This window comes from Deinococcus murrayi DSM 11303 (assembly GCF_000482805.1).
Classification (GTDB): Bacteria; Deinococcota; Deinococci; order Deinococcales; family Deinococcaceae; genus Deinococcus; species Deinococcus murrayi.
In genome coordinates, this window is the sequence record NZ_KI519501.1 from 24,806 (window position 1) to 42,252 (window position 17,447).

General features: G+C 70.7%; 17 protein-coding genes. 7 read left to right on the plus strand and 10 right to left on the minus strand.

What is annotated here, in order from left to right:
• The first annotated feature begins 223 nt into the window (after positions 1 to 223).
• Complete coding sequence (locus tag H565_RS0109210; protein ID WP_034409111.1) at positions 224 to 1,045, plus strand: SDR family oxidoreductase; 822 nt, start codon at positions 224 to 226, stop codon at positions 1,043 to 1,045.
• A 32-nt stretch (positions 1,046 to 1,077) separates the two neighbouring features.
• On the opposite strand, the gene H565_RS0109215 is transcribed toward H565_RS0109210, so the two are convergent.
• The 4 genes from H565_RS0109215 to rsmA all read right to left on the minus strand — a co-directional run bounded on the left by H565_RS0109215 (position 1,078) and on the right by rsmA (position 5,341).
• The gene (locus H565_RS0109215) at positions 1,078 to 2,625 is read right to left on the minus strand and encodes a gamma-glutamyltransferase family protein (RefSeq protein WP_084542950.1); all 1,548 of its coding nucleotides are present in this window, start codon (positions 2,623 to 2,625) and stop codon (positions 1,078 to 1,080) included.
• Between the two features lie 67 nt (positions 2,626 to 2,692).
• A complete protein-coding gene (locus H565_RS0109220) occupies positions 2,693 to 3,340 on the minus strand; it encodes a hypothetical protein (RefSeq protein ID WP_027460762.1) in 648 nt (215 codons plus the stop codon).
• 99 nt (positions 3,341 to 3,439) lie between these two features.
• Positions 3,440 to 4,372, minus strand: a complete 933-nt coding sequence (locus tag H565_RS0109225; protein WP_027460763.1) for a carbohydrate kinase family protein — start codon at positions 4,370 to 4,372, stop codon at positions 3,440 to 3,442.
• Between the two features lie 117 nt (positions 4,373 to 4,489).
• Complete coding sequence (gene rsmA / locus H565_RS0109230) at positions 4,490 to 5,341, minus strand: 16S rRNA (adenine(1518)-N(6)/adenine(1519)-N(6))-dimethyltransferase RsmA (protein WP_027460764.1); 852 nt, start codon at positions 5,339 to 5,341, stop codon at positions 4,490 to 4,492.
• 39 nt (positions 5,342 to 5,380) lie between these two features.
• Here rsmA and H565_RS0109235 point away from each other — a divergent pair, with 39 nt between their 5' ends.
• From H565_RS0109235 to H565_RS0109245, 3 genes are all read left to right on the plus strand, one after another.
• Entirely contained in the window at positions 5,381 to 6,223 is an 843-nt protein-coding gene (locus H565_RS0109235; RefSeq protein ID WP_034409115.1) for a tetratricopeptide repeat protein, read from the plus strand.
• Positions 6,224 to 6,311: 88 nt separating this feature from the next.
• Entirely contained in the window at positions 6,312 to 7,712 is a 1,401-nt protein-coding gene (locus H565_RS0109240; protein WP_084542951.1) for an NAD(P)H-hydrate dehydratase, read from the plus strand.
• A 14-nt stretch (positions 7,713 to 7,726) separates the two neighbouring features.
• Positions 7,727 to 8,431, plus strand: coding sequence for a DUF4388 domain-containing protein (locus H565_RS0109245; protein ID WP_027460767.1), 705 nt, complete (start codon positions 7,727 to 7,729; stop codon positions 8,429 to 8,431).
• Between the two features lie 61 nt (positions 8,432 to 8,492).
• Here the strand turns inward: H565_RS0109245 and H565_RS0109250 are convergent, their stop codons facing one another.
• The 4 genes from H565_RS0109250 to H565_RS0109265 form a co-directional block, all read right to left on the minus strand.
• Positions 8,493 to 10,370, minus strand: a complete 1,878-nt coding sequence (locus H565_RS0109250; protein WP_027460768.1) for an MDR family MFS transporter — start codon at positions 10,368 to 10,370, stop codon at positions 8,493 to 8,495.
• Entirely contained in the window at positions 10,367 to 10,858 is a 492-nt protein-coding gene (locus H565_RS0109255) for a MarR family winged helix-turn-helix transcriptional regulator (RefSeq protein WP_027460769.1), read from the minus strand. Before H565_RS0109255 ends, H565_RS0109250 begins: the two co-directional genes overlap by 4 nt.
• 120 nt (positions 10,859 to 10,978) lie before the next feature.
• A complete protein-coding gene (locus H565_RS0109260) occupies positions 10,979 to 11,338 on the minus strand; it encodes a hypothetical protein (protein WP_027460770.1) in 360 nt (119 codons plus the stop codon).
• Positions 11,339 to 11,364: 26 nt separating this feature from the next.
• Positions 11,365 to 12,030 (minus strand): hypothetical protein, encoded by a 666-nt coding sequence (locus tag H565_RS0109265; RefSeq protein ID WP_157468979.1) that lies wholly within the window; start codon positions 12,028 to 12,030, stop codon positions 11,365 to 11,367.
• Between the two features lie 117 nt (positions 12,031 to 12,147).
• On the opposite strand from H565_RS0109265, the gene H565_RS0109270 reads away from it, so the two are divergent.
• Complete coding sequence (locus H565_RS0109270) at positions 12,148 to 12,636, plus strand: cation:proton antiporter regulatory subunit (protein WP_027460772.1); 489 nt, start codon at positions 12,148 to 12,150, stop codon at positions 12,634 to 12,636.
• Positions 12,637 to 12,675: 39 nt separating this feature from the next.
• The gene (locus H565_RS14995) at positions 12,676 to 13,908 is read left to right on the plus strand and encodes a cation:proton antiporter (RefSeq protein ID WP_034409119.1); all 1,233 of its coding nucleotides are present in this window, start codon (positions 12,676 to 12,678) and stop codon (positions 13,906 to 13,908) included.
• Positions 13,909 to 13,935: 27 nt separating this feature from the next.
• On the opposite strand, the gene H565_RS0109280 is transcribed toward H565_RS14995, so the two are convergent.
• Both H565_RS0109280 and H565_RS0109285 read right to left on the minus strand, forming a co-directional pair.
• Positions 13,936 to 15,468 (minus strand): B12-binding domain-containing radical SAM protein, encoded by a 1,533-nt coding sequence (locus H565_RS0109280; protein WP_027460773.1) that lies wholly within the window; start codon positions 15,466 to 15,468, stop codon positions 13,936 to 13,938.
• Between the two features lie 127 nt (positions 15,469 to 15,595).
• Positions 15,596 to 15,814, minus strand: coding sequence for a hypothetical protein (locus tag H565_RS0109285; protein WP_027460774.1), 219 nt, complete (start codon positions 15,812 to 15,814; stop codon positions 15,596 to 15,598).
• 57 nt (positions 15,815 to 15,871) lie between these two features.
• Here H565_RS0109285 and H565_RS15000 point away from each other — a divergent pair, with 57 nt between their 5' ends.
• Positions 15,872 to 17,413 (plus strand): L-aspartate oxidase, encoded by a 1,542-nt coding sequence (locus H565_RS15000; protein WP_211232129.1) that lies wholly within the window; start codon positions 15,872 to 15,874, stop codon positions 17,411 to 17,413.
• Positions 17,414 to 17,447: the final 34 nt, after the last annotated feature.

The window sequence follows — 17,447 nt, forward strand, 5'->3', positions numbered from 1 at the left end:
TGAAACAAACGGAACCCGCAGGAGGCTGCGCCCCGTGCGTGACATCCCTGTGACACAGGCCCGGTATGCTGGGCCTATCAGCACAACCTAGAAAGGCGAGCCGGGTGAAGCTCGCCGGGGTGCCGGACGTGGCCGACTTCTCTTGGGGTCGGCCCGACCTTTTTTGCCCTGTTGTCTTCCCAGACGCTGTGCCGGGGCCGGGCGGCTCTCTATGCTGGGCCGCATGAACTTTAACCTGAGCGGTAGGACGGTGCTGGTGACGGGCGCGACCGGCGGCATCGGCAAGGAGACGGCGCGAGAGCTGGCGCGGCTGGGGGCGCGGGTGTGGGTGGTGGGGCGAAACGCTCAGAAGACGGCGGACGCGGCGCGGGAGGTTGGCGCGGCGGGGCACCTCGTGGCCGACCTGTCGGAGATGCGCGGGGTGCGCCGCCTGGCCGCCGAGTTCCGCGAGCGCGGGGAGCGGCTGGACGTGCTCGTGAACAACGCGGGGGCCTTTTACGCCGAGCGGCAAGAGACGCGGGAGGGCGTGGAGATGACGTGGGCCTTGAACCACCTCGCGCCCTTCTTGCTCACCAGGGAGCTGCTGCCGCTGCTGCGCGAGTCCAGACATGGGCGGGTGGTCACGGTGTCGTCGGCAGCGCACGCGCAGGGGCGGATGCGCTGGGACGACCCGGAGTTTCGCCGGGGCTACCGGGGCTGGGCCGCCTACGCTCAGAGCAAGCTCGCCAATGTGCTGTTTGCCCGCGAACTCGCCCGCCGCGAGCCGGGGCTGCTGAGCAACAGCCTGCATCCGGGGCTGGTGCGGACGGGCTTCGCGCACAACAACGGCGGCCTCGTCGACCGGGTGTGGGGGCTGATAGACCGCTTCGGCATCACGCCGCAGGAGGGGGCGCAGACGAGCATCCGCCTCGCGGCTGACCCCTCCCTGCTCGTGAGCGGGCGCTATTTCAGCCAGGAGCGGGTGGCGAAGGAAGCGCCCCAGGGCCGCGACGACGCGGCGGCGGCGCGGCTGTGGGCGCTGAGCGAGGCGTACGTGGGGGGGTAGACGGGGGAAAAGGGGCATCCCCTCCCCTCCTCTTACCACACCGCGATATGCCCGTCCGTCCGGCTCTCGGTGCCGCCCTCCAGCACCCCGGTTTGCGGGTTGCGCCAGATGATTTGGCCGCGTCCGAAGGAGCCGGGGTCAAGTTGCACCCGCAGGTCGTGGCCCCGTGCGAGGAGGGCGCGGGCCACCCCCGCGCCGAGTTCGGGTTCGACCTCCACCGCGCGGCCCTGGAGCCACTGCCAGCGCGGGGCGTCGAGGGCCTGCTGGGGATTCATGCCGTAGCGGACGGTGTTCAGGATGACTTGCAGGTGCCCCTGCGGCTGCATGAAGCCGCCCATCACGCCGAAGGGACCGACCGGGGTGCCGCCTACGCGCCCCAGGAAACCGGGGATGATGGTGTGATAGGGCCGCTTGCCGGGGGCCAGCAGGTTAGGGTGCCCCGGCTGGAGGCTGAAGTTGTGGCCGCGGTTGTGCAGGGCGATGCCCGTGCCGGGCACGACCACGCCGGAGCCGAAGCCCATGTAGTTGCTTTGAATCAGGCTGACCATGCCGCCGTCGGCGTCGGCGGCGGCGAGGTAGACGGTGCCGCCCGCACTCGGCGCGGGGGTGGAGGGGTCGTGGGCGGTGTCCCCGATGTGGGCGCGGTGGGCCGCCGCATTGTCCGCACTCAGCAAGCGCTCCACGTCCACCGGGACGTGCCGGGGGTCGGCCACGAAGGCGTGGGCATCCGCGAACCCGCGCTTCATCGCCTCGATTTGGAGGTGCAACCCGGCGGGGTCGTCGCGTTGAGCGGGCAGGTCCATCCCGTTCAGGACGTTCAGGGCAATCAGGGCGGCGATGCCTTGGCCGTTGGGCGGCAGTTCATAGACGCGGTGCCCCTCGTAGTCCGCAGAGATGGGCGTGACCCACTCCGAGCGGTGGGCGGCGAGGTCATGGCCGCGCAGCAGGCCGCCGGTGGCCTGGGCATGGGCGTCCAGCCGCTCGGCGAGTTCGCCCTCGTAAAAGGCCGCGCCGCCCGTCGCCCCAATCAGCTCCAGGGTGCGGGCGTGCGCCTCGCTGCGCCACAGGGCACTGGGGGCGGGGGTAAAGCCTTCCGGGGCGAAGACGCGAAACCATTCCTCCATGATGGGAAGGTTCAGGCGGCGGTAGATGGAGATGGCCCGCGCCCAGTTCGCGGCGAGGACGGGCGAGAGGGGGTAGCCTTCCCGCGCGAGCGCGGCGGCGGGGGCGAGCACGTCCGCGAAGGGCAGGCGGCCAAAGCGGGCGTGCAGGTCGGCCCAGCCGCGCACCCCGCCGGGCACGGTGACGGGGGTCCAGCCGTGGCGGGGCAGCTCGCCGCCGTGGCGCTCGGCGAGGGCGTCCAGGGTCAGGGCGGCGGGGGCCGCGCCGCTGGCGTTCAGGCCGTGGAGGTCACCCTCCATCCACACCAGCGCGAACAGGTCCCCGCCCAGGCCATTGCTGGTGGGTTCCACGACCGTGAGGGCGGCAGCGGTGCCGATGGCGGCGTCGACCGCGTTGCCGCCGCGCTCCAGCAGGCTGAGGCCCACTCCCGCGGCGAGGGGCTGGCTGGTGGCCACCATGCCCCGGCGGGCGTAGACCGGGCGGCGAACGGTGGGGGATTCCGGTTGAGGGGTCACGGGAGACAGGCTAGTACGAACTGCCTGAGGAGGAGGGCGGCGAGGCGGCTTCCCCAGCCAAAAAGAGCTGCCCCACCGCCCGAATAAAGGCGTCGCGGCGCTCCAGCTCTGCGGCAGAGAAGCGCTCGCGCAGCAGACGGTCTTTGAACGCGGCCACGCTGACGCCCTCCGGCACGGGCCAGCTCTCCAGCGGGGTGCAGGCCAGGCGCTGTGACTCGCCCCAGCGCCACTCTGGATTGACGGGCAACCCCGCAGGGGCAGCGGTCAGCGGCCAGGTCGCGTCCACCAGCATGTCTCCCTGGGGGGCGTGGACCACGAGGTAGTTGTGAATATCCACCACCGGACGTCCAGCGGCGAGGGCCAGCAGTTCGGGCGGGGCACCGGGCGGGGGGGTTATCTCCTGGGTGCAGGCCATCAGCGTGCTGCGCAGGCCCCGCTCGGCGAGGAGCGCCTTCAAGAGGACGTGCTTGGTGCTGCACGTGCCGCGCCACTCGCGTAGGGCGGTGACGGGGTCGTGGTCGCTCGTGCGGGCATAGGGCATATCGCGCACGAGGGCGAAGGCTTCGGGAAGAGCGGGGAGGGGCGCCGTGCAGTCCCGCAGACCCCGCGCCACCGCCCCAGCATGGAGCTGCCGGGTGAGGGGCAAGTCGGCGTTCATACGCCAGCCTAACAAACGGCCCCGCCCAGAAAACAGAAAGGAAACAGAAAAAAGGCCCCTGCCCAGAGCGGGCAGGGAGCCTCCCGGCAGCGGGGGGGGTTAGCGGGCGAGCGCCTCTGCGAGGTCGGCAGGGGTGATGGGCAGGGCCTGCGCCCCCACGCGGGTGGCGGCAAGCGCTCCGGCGGCGTTGGCGGTGCGGGCGGCCTCGCGCAGAGACTGCCCGGTGAGGACCGCGTGGGCAAAGGCGGCGGTGAAGGTGTCCCCCGCGCCCGTCGAGTCGACGACCGGTCCCTGCGGGCGCACGGCGTCCACGAGTTCGGTTTCGGTGGGCGTCCAGACGATGCTGCCCATCTTGCCGACCTTGACGATCACCCGCTGCGCCCCGGCCTCGCCAAGCTGCGCGAGCGCCGCGCTGATGCTGGTGGTCTCGGTGAGGGCGAGAAGTTCGTGCTGATTGAGGGTGAGGTAATCGGCCCCAATCACGTTCTCGATCAGGTCGGTGCCCACCTTGTTCACGGCCCCGGTGCCGAGGTCGATAAAGACGGGCACGGGCTGTTTGGCGTTCCGGGCGATGTCGATGGCCCGCAGGGTGTACTCGCGCTGCGGCCCTTCGGTGAGGCTATAGGCGCTCACAATCAGGGCGTCTGCACCCTCGATGTCCTTTTTCTTGAGCTTGGCAGGGTCGAGCTGGCGGTTGGCGGCCCCGTGGCTAATCATGGCCCGCTGGCCCTGGCGGGTCTGCATGACCGTGATGGTGCTGGTGAGGTGTTCAGGGTCGCGCTGGATGGCGCTTGGCGAGACGCCGCTTTCGCGCACGCTCGCCAGGGCGTATTCGGCAAAGGGGTCTTGGCCCACGCGGGCGGCGAGGGTCACGCTGTGGCCGAGGCGGGCCAGGGTCACGCTGATGGTGCCGCCCGCCCCGCCCGGCTGCATGGTGGCGCGGGTGGGGACGACCTCCTCGCCGGGAGCAGGCAAATGGTCGAGATGGTAGAGGTGATCGACGGTCACGTCACCAATGACATAAAACTTCACGGGCAAAAACCTCCGGGCGTTTCACGGCGGCCCCGCCCAGACGCTGCCGCTGCCGAGAACAAGCCTGAGGCGACGGCAGCGGGACGAGCGGGAAAAGCCAGCGTGTGAAACGCGGCCTTACCGTATCACGCCCAGGGCGGTCGCGGCGGCCCGCAGGGTATCGAGGGGCACGTCCTCGGCCCGCACGTCGGGGCGCAGTCCGGCGGCCTCCAGGGCCACGTCGATGTCGGGGGCCGCGTAGCCCGCCAGCCGCAGGTTGTTGCGTAGGGTCTTGCGGCGGTGGTGCAGGGCCGCTTCCACGAAGGTCAGGAAGGCGGGCGGGGGGGCGGGGCGCTCGCGGTCGAAGTCGAGGCGGATGACACTGCTCGTGACGTCAGGAGCGGGGAAAAAAGCCCCCTTGGGCACATCGCGGACGTGGTGCACGGTGCCGTGCAGAGCGGCGAGCGCACTCAGGAAGCCGTAGTTGTCCTCTCCAGGGTGCGCGGCGAGGCGCTGACCGACCTCCTTTTGCACGAGCACGGTCGCGGAGAGGATGGCCGGAGCCGCCATAAAGCGCGAGAGCAGCACCCCGGTGATGTAGTAGGGCAGGTTGGCAATCACGCGGGTGCCGGGGGGCAGCGAGCCGTAGTCGAAGTCGAGGGCGTCGCCCCAGACGACCTGCACGCCCAGTCCGGCGAGCGTCTCGGCGAGGACGGGCCGCAACCGCTCGTCTTTTTCCAACGCCGTGACCTGTGCGCCGCGCTCCGCGACCTCGCGGGTGAGGACGCCGAGGCCGGGGCCAACCTCCAGCACGGGCACGCCCGGCGCGGCCCCGCCCGCCTCGGCAATGGCCCGCAGGATGTTGCCGTCAATCAGGAAGTTCTGGCCCAGGCTTTTGGTTGGTTTTAGCCCATGCCGGGCGAGCAACTCGCGCACGCGGGCGGGCGAGTACAGGGGCGGGTCGGTGGGGAGGGCAGTGGGGTCGGTCATGGGGGGGCCGCGTGCCGGGCGGGTCAGTATACTCCGGCCATGAGTGCCGCCGAGCTGCCGGATACGGCCCATTCCTCCCCCCCCGACTGGCGGACCTTTGCCCGCGCGGGCGAGTGGCGGCGGGCGCTGGCGGCGGCGCGGCTGTCCGGAGAGGGCGAGGTCGCGGCCCTGCTGGAGGCCACCTGCGGGGTGCAGGAGCACGTGCGGGCGCGGCGGCTGGTGCGGGCGCGGCGTGCCCTGGGGGGCTTACAGGCTCGGCTGGAAGACAGCACGTCGCCGGGAGAAGCGGCGCGGTTGCGCGGGCTGGTCGACGTGGGGGGCCTCGACGCCGCGCTGGGGGCGCTGGAGCAGCAGCGGCAGGGCCACGAGGCAGAGACGGACCCGGCGGTCCTCGCCGCGCAGCTTGCCCCGGCGCTGGCGCACCCGCTCACCCGCGCCGAGGCCCTGAATGCCCTGGGGGTGCTGCACGCCCTGCGCGGCGAGGGCGAAGAAGCCCGGCGGCAGTTTGGCGCGGCCCTCGCGCATGACGCGGGGCACTACCGCGCCCTGACCAACCTGGGCAACCTCGACCTCGAGGAGGGGCGGCCTGCCGAAGCCGAAGCTCGCTACCGGGAAGCCATTCGCCTGCAGCCCGACTATGACGGAGCGCACCACAACCTCGGCGTGGCGCTGCGGCGGCAAGGGCGGCTCGCCGAGTCGGTGGCGTCCCTTCGCCGGGCACAGCGCCTGAGCCTGCGCGTGGCGGGGCGCGAGGGCCGCGAAGAAGCGCGCGCCGTAGCGCGGCTGGGGGGCGGCGCGGCGGGCGCGGGCTGGGTGCGCTGGGGCCTGCTAGGAGGTGGGGCGCTGCTGCTCTTTGGCCTCTTGCGCGGCTTCGGGGGCTAGGCCCGTGACCGGAGAGCTGGTCTTCCTGCCCGCAGGGGTCGCTGCCCTGGACGCCCAGCTGGAGGCCGCGGACCTGCTCGGCCCCGCGATGGAAGAGGTCGGGCGGGCGGTCGCGGCGGCGGCGGCGGAGCTGGCCGGGGGCGGCCCGGTCCTGCTCCTCGCGGGGGGTGGGGCGAACGGCGGGGACGCGCTCGTTGCGGCGCGGTTTCTGGCGGGCGGGGGGGGCGAGGTGCGGGTGCTGGCCGCCGCGTCCCGGCACCCCCTCACCGAGCGTCATCGGGAGCGGCTCGCGGCCTTTGGGGTGACGGTGGGGGACCTCACGCCACAGGCCGTAGCGCGGGAGGCGCAGGGGGCGGCAGCCTTGGTTGACGGCCTGCTGGGCACGGGCTTTCAGCCGCCGCTGCGGGCGGAGCTGGCGGCGGTCGTGGCGGCAGTGAACGCGGCGCGGGCCGGGGGAGTGCGGGTCCTTGCCATCGACCTCCCCTCCGGGCTGGACGCGGCTTCGGCGATCCCGCCCGGCGAGAGCGTGCAGGCCGACGTGACGCTCGCGCCCGCTGGTCTCAAGCCCGCGCTGCTGTTTGGAGAAGCGGCGGCGCGGGCGGGCGAAGTGCGGCCCTTCCCGCTGACGTTGCCGCCGGGGTGGGCGGCGGGGGCGGCGCGGGCGGTCCGCCCGGACGACGCGGCGGTCGCGGGCCTCCTCCCGGTGCGGCGAGCCGACGCGCACAAGGGCAGCGCCGGGGACGTGTGGATTGTGGGCGGCTCGGCGGGGATGGTGGGGGCCGCCGCGCTCGCGGGGCTGGGGGCGCTGCGGGCCGGGGCGGGGCGGGTGACCGTGCATTCGGAAGCCGACGTGCCCCTCGTCACGCCAGAGCTGATGGTGCGCCGCCACGCCGACCTGGCCGAGTGGCTGGCGCAGGTCGGGGAGGGGCCGCGCCCGGACGCCCTCGCCCTGGGCATGGGCTTGGGGCCGGGGGCGACGGCGCTGGCGCGGATGGTGCTCGCGTGGGGCCTGCCCACCGTGCTCGACGCGGACGCCCTGCAACCGGAGCTGGCCGGGGCCGGGCATGGCCGCTGCGTCTGGACCCCGCACCCCGGCGAGGCGGCGCGGCTGCTGGGGGTGGGGACCGGCGAGGTGACCCGTGATCCCCTGGGGGTGGCCCAGACCTTGCAGGAGCGCTTTGGCGGCGCAGTCATCCTCAAGGGCGGCCCCAGCGTGCTGGCCCACCCCGGCGGCCTGTGGGTGAGCCGGGGCGGACATCCCGGCATGGCAAGCGCGGGCATGGGGGACACGCTCGCGGGAGTGGTGGCGGCGCTGCTGGGCCAGGGCCTGAGCGCCCCCGCCGCCGCGCTCGCCGGGGTGCGGCTGCATGCCCGCGCGGGCGAGCGGGCCGCAGCGCAGCACGGCTACGGCCTCACCGCGACCGACGTTTCCGCCCATTTGGGGGGGGCCTGGCTGGACCTGACGGGCGGGCGCGGCGGCCAGTGTTAACCTGAGCCTCACACATGCAGGGACTTCTCTCCGACCTGCCCCTGTTGGGGATTTTGGAACTGGTGCACACCACTCGGCAGACGGGCGTGCTGGACGTCAAAAGCGACGTACCCTTCACGGTGGCCTTTGCGGGCGGTGAGATTGTGGGGGGCGGCATTCTCGACTGGCTGGGCACCGACGCGATTCAGGCCGCGCCGCTGCTGCCGGGCGAGGGCCGCTTTGAGTTTGCGCCGCGGGTGGTGGAGGGAACCCCCCTGGCCCCCTACGAGCACTTCACCACCGACTGGGCGCGGGCCTCGGATGAGTGGGCGCAGGTCTGCGCGGTCATCGGCAGCCCCAGCCGGGTCTTGCGGGGCGAGCGGCCCCACTACGGCGGCGAGGAGGGGGCGAGCGTGCGGACGGTCGCCCGCCACACCGGACGCCCTCTCTTCGAGGTCGCCCAGGAAGCCGCCGCCGCCGTAGAAGCCGGGCAGCTCGTCCCCACCGGGCGCTTCGCGTGGTTCAGCCTGCGCCTGCTGGCGGGCACCCGGCGCCTGGGCACCTCGGCGATTGCGGACGTCCTCGACGGCGAGCGAACCCTGGGCGACCTGACCGACTTGGGGCACGCGGTGAGCGACCTGCGGGCTTACCTGCTCGCCGAGCTGCGGGCGGGCCTGCGCTTTCCGGGCAGCGGCTGGGTGCTGCGCGACCTCATCTGGGAGGGGCAGCACCTGTCTTGAGACGGACTTTGCTGGTGAGTCCAGCGAAGTCCGTCTCAGGCACCGAAAGCTGCGCTCCCGGCTACAGCTCGGCGGGCACGGGGGCGGGCTGGTCTTCCCCACCGCGGCGGCGCTGGGGCAGGGGGAGGTTGGGCATCATGGCGGTGGCCAGCAGAGCGAGCACGACGACGCCGATGCTCCAGCGGTAGATGTTGGCGATGGCTCCGGCAAAGGCTTCCTTCACGGCGCGGGCGGTCCGCTCGGCTGCGACCTCGTAGGCACGGAACTGCTCTTCCAGGGTCTGCTGAACCCCGGCGCGGCCCTCCGGCGTCGCGAGGGCCTGCGCGGGCAGGCGGCTGAGGCCCTCGCGGAAGCCCTGCGGCAGCGCTGGGTTCTGCGCGATTTGGCCCAGCGCGGCGGCATTGCCGCTGGCGACCGCCGCTTCGACCTGGCGGCGCAGCTCGGCAAAGGCGGCGGCGGGGTCCTGCCCAGCGGGGTTCGGGCCAGCGCCCTCCCCGAAGCCGCCGCCAGAGCGGGCCGCGACCGCCCGCTCGTTTTGGGTCAAGATGGCCTGGACGGCGGGGGGCTGCCCTGCCTTGGCCCGCTCGAAACTCGCCGTAAACTGGGTCGTGAGGCCCGCCGTCAGCAATGCCCCAAAGATGGCAGTGCCGATGGTGCTTCCCATCTGCTGAAAGAACTGTCCGGCGCTGGTGGCCACACCGATTTCCCAGGGCTTGACCGACAGTTGCAGGGCGGTCGTGTACAGCGGCAGCGCGGGGCCAAGGCCCAGGCCCAGCAGCACCATCCGCAGGACCACGCCGCTGTAGGGGGTGTCGGCGCTCAGGGTGCTGAGGGCGAAAAAGCCCAGCGCGGCGGTCATCAGCCCGATGAGCATCAGCACCTTGTAACGCCCTAGGCGGCTGGCAAGCTGGCCCGACCCGATGGCCCCGATAATCAGCCCCACCGTGAGCGGAATGGTGGCGGTCCCGGCGGCGGTAGCGCTGACCCCCTGCACGTTAATCAGGTAGAGGCTCAGGAAGAGGATGGCCCCCAGAAAAGCCGCCCCAATCAGGAAGCGGGCGAGGGCACCCCAAGCGAACGTGGGGTTGCGAAACAGGCTCAGGGGCAGAATGGGACTCTCGTGGCGGCGCTCGGCCCCCAGGAACAAGAGGAGGGCGGCGGCGCTGAGGCCCAGCAGCCCCAGCAGCGTCGGGCTGCTCCAGGCGTAGGTGCCGTTGGCCCCCCAGGTCAGCGCCAGCAGCAGCGGCACAGCGAACAGCAAGATGAGCAAGGCCCCCAGCCAGTCCACCTTCGCCTGCAAGCCGCTGGCGAGGCGGGGCATCCGACTGGCGATGAAGGCGAGCGCCAGAAGACCCAGGGGCAGGTTGACGTAAAAGACCCAGCGCCAGGAGATTTGGTCGGTCAGGAAGCCGCCCAGGAGCGGCCCAATCACACTGCTGAGGCCGAAGACGGCTCCGAACAGGCCCTGATAGCGCGGGCGGTCGGCTGGCTCGAAGAGGTCCGCGATGATTGCAAAGGCGACCGACCCCAGGGCCGCCGCGCCAACCCCTTGCAGGCCCCGGAACACCACGAGCTGCATCATGCCGCCGCCAAAGAGGTTCCCCAAGAAGGGTTCCCCGGCGAGGCCGCACAGCGCCGAGCCGATGAGAAACACCACGATGCCGAACATCAAGACGGGTTTGCGCCCGTACAGGTCCGAGAGTTTGCCGTAGATGGGCACCAGGGCCGTGTTCGTGAGCAGGTAGGCGGTGGTGACCCAGGAATAGAGGTCGAGGCCATGGAGGTCTGCCACGATGCGCGGTAGCGCCGTGGAGACGATGGTTTGGTCGAGGGCACTCAGGAAGAGGCCCAGCAGAACGCCAAAGAGAATCACGCGCTTGGTGCGCAGGTCGAGGGTTTGGGCGTAGTTGATGCGGGCTGCCGAAGGGGGTGAGGTCATGAGGGGTCCTCGCTGCTGGGGAGAGGAAGGTCAGCGACCAGCGCTTGCACGGCGTCGGCGGCGGCGCGGAGCACAGGTGGGGGCACGGAACGAAAAGCGCCGGCGTAGGCCTCCACGAACCGCGTGTCCATGCGCGACACCACCGCCAGCCCCGCCGGGGTGGGCGCGACGAGCTTTTCGCGGCGGTTGTCCGGGTTCTCGCGCCGCTCGGCCAGCCCCCGGCGCACCAGCCGCTCCACGAGGTGGCTGGTCGCAGGGAGGCTCAGGCGGGTCTGCGCAGCAAGCGCACTCACAGTGAGGGGCGCTCCGGCCCGCAGCCCGTGCAGGGCCATCATCTGGGCAAAGGTGAGGTCGTGGTCTTGCAGGCCGCCCTGCATGCTGCGCAGCACCCCCGCCCCGATGCGGCGGTGCAGCTCGCGCAGGGCCTGGGTCAGCCGCGCGGCGTCGCCAGACGGGGGGGGCGCATTGGCCTGAGTCGGGTCTGTCATGCTTCGAAGCTTGGAACTGTTTGGACTTTAGGATAGTAAGAAGGGCTGCACTTTTGGCGAGGCGGGCCAAGAAAAAAAGCGGGACGGCCCAGCGGGGCCGCCCCAGGCGAGGGAGTGGAGTTAGGAGGGGGAGGCAGGTGCGCCGCCGGGGTCATCGTCCTCGAACTCCAGCTCGATGCGGGCGCGGCAGTGGGGGCAGGTCACGACGCTAACGCTGACGTCGCCGGGGCCTTCCAGGGTGGGCGCGGCGGCAAGCAGGTCTTCGGTCACGTCGAACTCTTCGCCGCAGGCCGGGCACACGGTCAGGATGCCCAGCAGTTCGAGTTCGAAGTCCTCACCGCCGCCGTTGCGGGTGACCTCCATCTCGGCGTGGCAGGAGTCGCAGACAATCACGTCGCCGGGGCGCAGCTCGGCGCGGTCCTCTTCGGTGAGTTCCAGCACCTCCGCGCACACCGGGCAGTCGATTTCCAGGGTCGCCATGAGGGTAGTGTAAGGGGTGCTGTCCGTCACTCCCAGGCAATCACGGGGCGGTGACGCACAAAAAACAGAAACTGCGAACCGAGTAGCAGGGTGTTGAGCAAGACCGCCGATAGGACACGTTCGGCCAGGCCATACGCTTTACCTACCGGGGTATAGGGACCGAGCGGGGTGACCAGCAGCACCACCAGCACAGTGAGCACCAGCACCGCCAGAGTCAGGTTGAGGGGGTACTTGTTCGACTCATAAAAGTGGCGGAGGGTTCCGCCTGCGCCTCCCTGCACACGCCCGCCGGTCAGGTCTACCCGCACCCCGTCCACACTGATGGCCAGCGACACGTGGGTTCCCGGCAAAAACTGAAACGCCCGTTCTTCTAGCATACGGGCCGTGATCGCTTCCGTCTTGGCCTGAACTTCTGCCAGGCGCGACCCAAACACCCGCACGGTGACGAACCGGCCTCCATCGAGGGTATTCACCAGGGCGGGCAATACCTCTTCTGATTGCGGCCAGGTGGCATAGATCAAGACCCCAGCCCGCACCTCTTCTCGGTCGCGGGCCACGACCAGCCGCAGCGCCCGCTCGACTGCGGGCGACGGCGAACCGTCCGCTTCATGAACGGGTGAAAACCTCCAGCCAACGAATACCCGTTCCCAGAGCTGAGGGTCAGCGGGATTAGCTCCAGGAGCGAGAGGCACTGTGCAGATGGAACGCAAGTAGGTGGGCTGAGGCAAGGCCGAAGACTCCGAGCTGAAGTATGCCGCAAAGGTGGCGTCCCCGCGCTGCCGACTGCGGGAGAAGCCTATCCTGGAACCATGATTCGACTCGACGAGACGCCCCTTCCTGGCGTGGGCGTGCGACACGACTTTGATGGGCGCTACGGCAAACGGGTGGGCGTGATTACCCACCGCGACGGGCGGCGCGAGATTTTTGTCTCCCGCCGCGATGACCCCGACGCCTGTGCCCAGAGCATTGTCCTGAGCGAGGAAGAGGCTGAGGCGGTCGCCGACCTGCTGGGCGGGTCGACCATCACCCGGCACGTGTCGCGGCTGCCGCAGGACATCGAGGGCCTGGCGATGGACTGGCTGCCCGTGCCCGACAGCAGTCCCTACGCCGGGCACCCGCTGGGCGACACCATGATGCGCACCCGCACGGGCGCGAGCATCGTGGCGCTGATTCGGGACGGGCAGGCGATTCCGGCCCCTGGCCCCGAATTTCCGCTGCGGGGGGGCGATACGGCGGTCGTCGTGGGCACGCCGGGCGGGGTGGTGCAGGCCGCCCGACTCCTGAGCGGGGGCGAATGACCGCTCTGGCCCCCCCACCCCCACCCGCGAGGCCGCCCCATGTCCCTCGCTGAGCTGTTTCTCGAACTTGGCGGGGTCATCCTCGCGCTGGCGTTTGTGGGGCGGGCCGCCGGGCGGCTGGGCATCACGCCCATTCCGCTGTATCTGCTCGCGGGCATCGGGCTGGGGGCTTTTTTGCACCTCGGCGACGCCCCCGAAGAGTTCATCCACATCGGGGCAGAAATCGGCGCGGTGCTGCTGCTGTTTACGCTGGGGCTGGAGTACACCAGCGAGGAACTGCGCGGCAACCTCGCGGCCAACCGCCGGGTGGGGCTGCTCGACCTCGCGCTGAACTTCACGCCGGGGCTGCTCGCAGGGCTGTGGCTGGGTTTTTCGCCCCTCGCGGCGGCCCTCCTGGGGGGCGTGACCTACCTGAGTTCCAGTGGCATCGTCTCCAAGGTCCTTTCTGACCTCGGACGGCTGGGCAACCGCGAGACGCCCGTGGTGCTCGCGGTGTGCGTGCTGGAGGACGTGGCGATGGCCGTCTATCTCCCGGTGATGGCCGCCCTGCTGATTGGCGGCACGCTTGTGGCGGTGGGCGTCAACCTGCTGGTCGCGCTCGCGGCCTTTGCGCTGGCCTTTTTTCTGGCGCTGCGGTACGGGCACGTCCTGAGCCGGGTGGTCAACGTGCAGAGCAATGAGGCGCTGCTGCTCAGTGTCTTCGGGCTGGTGCTGGTGGTCGCGGGGGCCGCCGACCTGCTCAAAGTGTCGGCGGCGATTGGGGCTTTTTTGGTGGGCATCGCCCTGTCGGGCGAGGTGGCCGACCGCACCCGGCAGCTCGTGGAGCCGCTGCGGGACCTGTTCGCGGCGGTCTTTTTCGTGTTTTTCGGGCTGCGGCTGGACCTGAGCAGCGTGCCGGACGTGCTGCTTCCGGCGGCGGCGCTCGCGGTGGTCACCAGCCTGACCAAGTTCTACACGGGCTGGTACGGGGCGGCGCGCGTGGGCGTGCAAACGCGGGGGCGGGTGCGGGCGGGGGCCACCCTGATTCCGCGGGGCGAGTTCAGCATCCTCATCGCGGGGCTGGGGCTAGGCCTCTCCCCCACCCTGGGGCCACTCGCGGCGGTGTACGTCCTGCTCACGGCGCTGGCAGGCCCCGTCCTGGCCCGCTTCGACGCCCAAATCGCGCCGCTGCTCGACCGCCGCTTGCGCTTGGCGCATCGTTCAGCGGCAGGGCCTACCGAGACCGCGCCGCTGACCCCACTGGCCGAGCCGCGCGAGGGCCGAGCGGAATAAAGCCCTGGGGCAGAGGAAAAGGGGCCGTTAGACCGCCAAGCCCTGGGCGTGGGCGCTGACCTCACGGGCCTCGTACTGGCCGGGGGGGAGGTGCAGGGCGGGCGCGTTGGCCTCGAAGGCGTCGCGCCAGCCCACCTCGTCGAGGGCCTTTTTCCAGGCCCCGATGCTCTCGTTTTTGTAGATGCGGTAGGCAGCCATCCCCACTTCGGGGCCGCCCCGCGCAATCACCGACTCGACCCAGGCCCACTTCGCGGACACGTTGCGCAGTTCGGCGGTGGTCCGCAGCTCCTTTTGGATGCGCCTCAGGCGCTTTTCGATGGTCTGCACCCCGGCAAAGGGGTCCGCGAAGTGCGGCGTGTGGCGCTTGGGCACGAAGGGGCTGATGCCCAGGGCGACCCGGTTGATGCCCGCCAGCTCCTTGGTGAACTCGATGAGTTCGGTGATGTCGTCGTCGGTTTCGGGGCCGAGGCCAATCATCATGTAGACCTTGATGCCCACAAAGCCCAGGTTGCGGCTGATGTGGGCGGTCTTCAGGAGGTCTTCGGTCGTGATGCCCTTTTTCAGCCAGCGGCGCAACCTCTCGGAGGGCGCGTCCGAGGCCACCGTGAAAGTCCGCAAGCCGCCCGCCTTGAGGATGGCGGCGAGTTCCTCGTCGACGGTGTCCGCACGGATGGAGGACACGCCCAGCTTGATGCCCCGCTCGGTGAGCACCCGGCCCACATATTTGGTGTGCGGGAAGTCCGAGAGGGCCGCCCCCACCAGCCCGACCTTTTCCACCCAGCCAGGGATGGTGTCCAGCAGTTCCTGCGCCTGGTTGTTGCGGTTGGGGCCGTACATCGTCCGGGCGAGGCAGAAGGTGCAGGGGCGGGGGCAACCGCGCTGCGCTTCGACCAGGAACATATTGGACAGCTCCGAGTGCGGCGTCACGATTTGTGAGTAGGCGGGCAAGAGTTCTTTGGGCGCGGTCGCCCAGGTCGGCTCGTGCACGTGCCGCGCCGGGAGAAAGATGCCGGGCATCCCGTCGATGAGGTCGTAGAACTCCTCGCGGGTCGCGGATTCGCGCAGGGCCTCACTGACTACGGGCACGATTTGTTCGCCGTCCCCAATCACGATGACGTCGGCAAAGGGCGTCAGCGGATACGGATTGGACGACGTGAAAGGGCCGCCCACCATCACGATGGGGTCAGTGTCGCTGCGTTCTTCCCGCAGCGGGGGCATCCCCGCGAGGTCGAGCGTGCGGATGATGTTGGTGAGGTCGAGTTCAAAGGACACGCTCAGGGCGAACAGCTCGCAGTCGCCCGCGTCCCGGCCCGATTCGACGGTCGGCAGGGCCTGTCCGCTCCGCTCGAAGGCCTCCACGTCGTCGGGGAGAAAGGCCCGCTCGCAGGCGACGCCCTCTTCCTGGTTGAACATCCGGTAGATGACCTGATAGCCGAGAGAAGCCATCCCCACCGAATAGCGGTTGGGAAACGCCAGGGTGACGCGGATGGGCGCCTGCTTGAAGAGGGTGCCGGTTTCCGCGTCCAGCAGCGGTTTGATCTGGGTGCGCCAGTAACTCAAGAAGCCTCCGGAGGGACAGCGCCGGGGCACCTCTTTTGCCTCAGCGCGTCACAAGCGCTCAGTGTACCGGGTTTGACGAAAGCAACTGTGGCTGAGCAACTGTGGCTGCCGAACCGGACGCGGCCCCTCACGAGCGCGAGGGCCGCCACGCGCTCGCCACAAAGTAGGCCAGGCCGCCAAAAAAGCCCGCAGACGCCAGAAAGCCCAGCAGCCGCCACAACACCTGGGCGGTGCCCACCACAAAAGCCCCCAGGCCCACCAGAAGCTGTCCGGCCAGCCACACCAGCGCGAGCGCGAGCAGCGCGAGGAGGAGCACTCCGGTGGCGGCGAGGAGGAGACGGAGCATGGGGGCAGTGTACAAGCACGGGGTGAGGCAGGAGCCTCGTCCATTACCCTGCACGCCGTGAGACTGGACACTGACCTGCTGGTCATCGGGGGTGGCGTTGCCGGGGCGTACGCGGCCCTCACCGCCTGCCGCGAGGGCGCGAATGTGGTGCTGGCCTGCAAGACGTCCCTGCGAGGGGGCGCGACCCGCTGGGCACAGGGGGGCATCGCCGCACCCCTCGACCCCGGTGACGAGGCAAACCACGCCCTCGACACGCAGCGAGCCGGGCGGGGCCTGTGCGAGCCGCAGGCCGTGGACGTCTTTGTGCGGGAAGCGCGGGCAGCGGTGGAAGCATTGGTGGACCTCGGCGTGGCTTTTGACCCGCAGGGCGCCCTGGAAGGAGGGCACCGCCGCCCGCGCATTCGCCACACCGGGGACGCGACCGGCGACGCCATCAGCTGCGCGCTCAGCCGTGCCCTCCACGCTTGGGAAGGACGGGGCCTGCACATCAAGACGCGGGCCTTTGCCCGCAATCTGCGCCTGGCGGGGGGCCGGGTCGTCGGCGCGGACTTCGTGACCCCTGAGGGACCGCTGCGGGTGCGGGCGAGGGGGGGCGTGCTGCTGGCCACTGGGGGCTTTGGGCAGCTCTATCCGGTGACCACGGCCCCGCCGGAGGGAACGGGGGACGGCTTGGCCCTGGCCTACCGTGCGGGGGCAGCGCTGCGCGACTTGGAGTTCGTGCAGTTTCATCCAACGGCGGTGGTGGCCGGAAAGAGGGCCTACCTGGTGACCGAAGCGGCGCGGGGAGAGGGCGCGCAGCTCCTGAACGCCCGCGGCGAACGCTTTATGGCTCGGTACGATTCAGCGCTGGAACTGGCCCCCCGCGACGTGGTGGCGCGGGCCATCGCCGCCGAAATCGCCGCAACGGGCCGCGTCGACCTGGACTTGCGGCCCCTGGGGGCCGAGTGGGCCGCGCGGCGCTTTCCCACCGTCGCCGCTACGCTGCGCCCGCTGGGACTTGAGCTGGGCCGGGACCTCATCCCGGTGCAGCCCGCCGTGCACTACACGGTGGGGGGAGTGCAGACGGACGTGCAGGGCCGCAGCACCCTGCCCGGCCTGTATGCGGCGGGCGAGGTAGCCTCCAGCGGCCTTCACGGAGCCAACCGCCTCGCGAGCAACAGTCTTTCCGAGGGACTGGTGTTTGGAGCCAGAGCCGCGCGAACCGCGCTGGCCGAGAGCGTCCTGGCCCTCGCCGAGGGCGACCCCAGTCCGGCTCCGGGGGCACACTGGGCCGGAGTGCCCGCCTTGCGGGAGCGCCTGGGGGCCGCCGCCGGGGTGCAGCGGCACGGCACCGAACTCAGGGCGGCCTTGGAGGGCTGGGGCCTAGCCCCTGCCGTCCAACCCGACCCCGCCGCGCTGGAAGCAGCCAACCTCGCCCTGCTGGGAGAACTGCTGCTGCGGGCAGCCCTGGAGCGCTCAGAATCGCGCGGCAGCCACTCCCGCAGCGATTGTCCAGCTCAGTGGCAAACGCCCCTGCATACCGTGCAGTGGTGGGACGGACGAGAAGCGCGGCAGGCGCAGGTCCCCGTGGGGACGCCCATGCTAGAGTCCACCCCGTGATTTCATTCACGATTCATCACCTCTGGAGACTGCG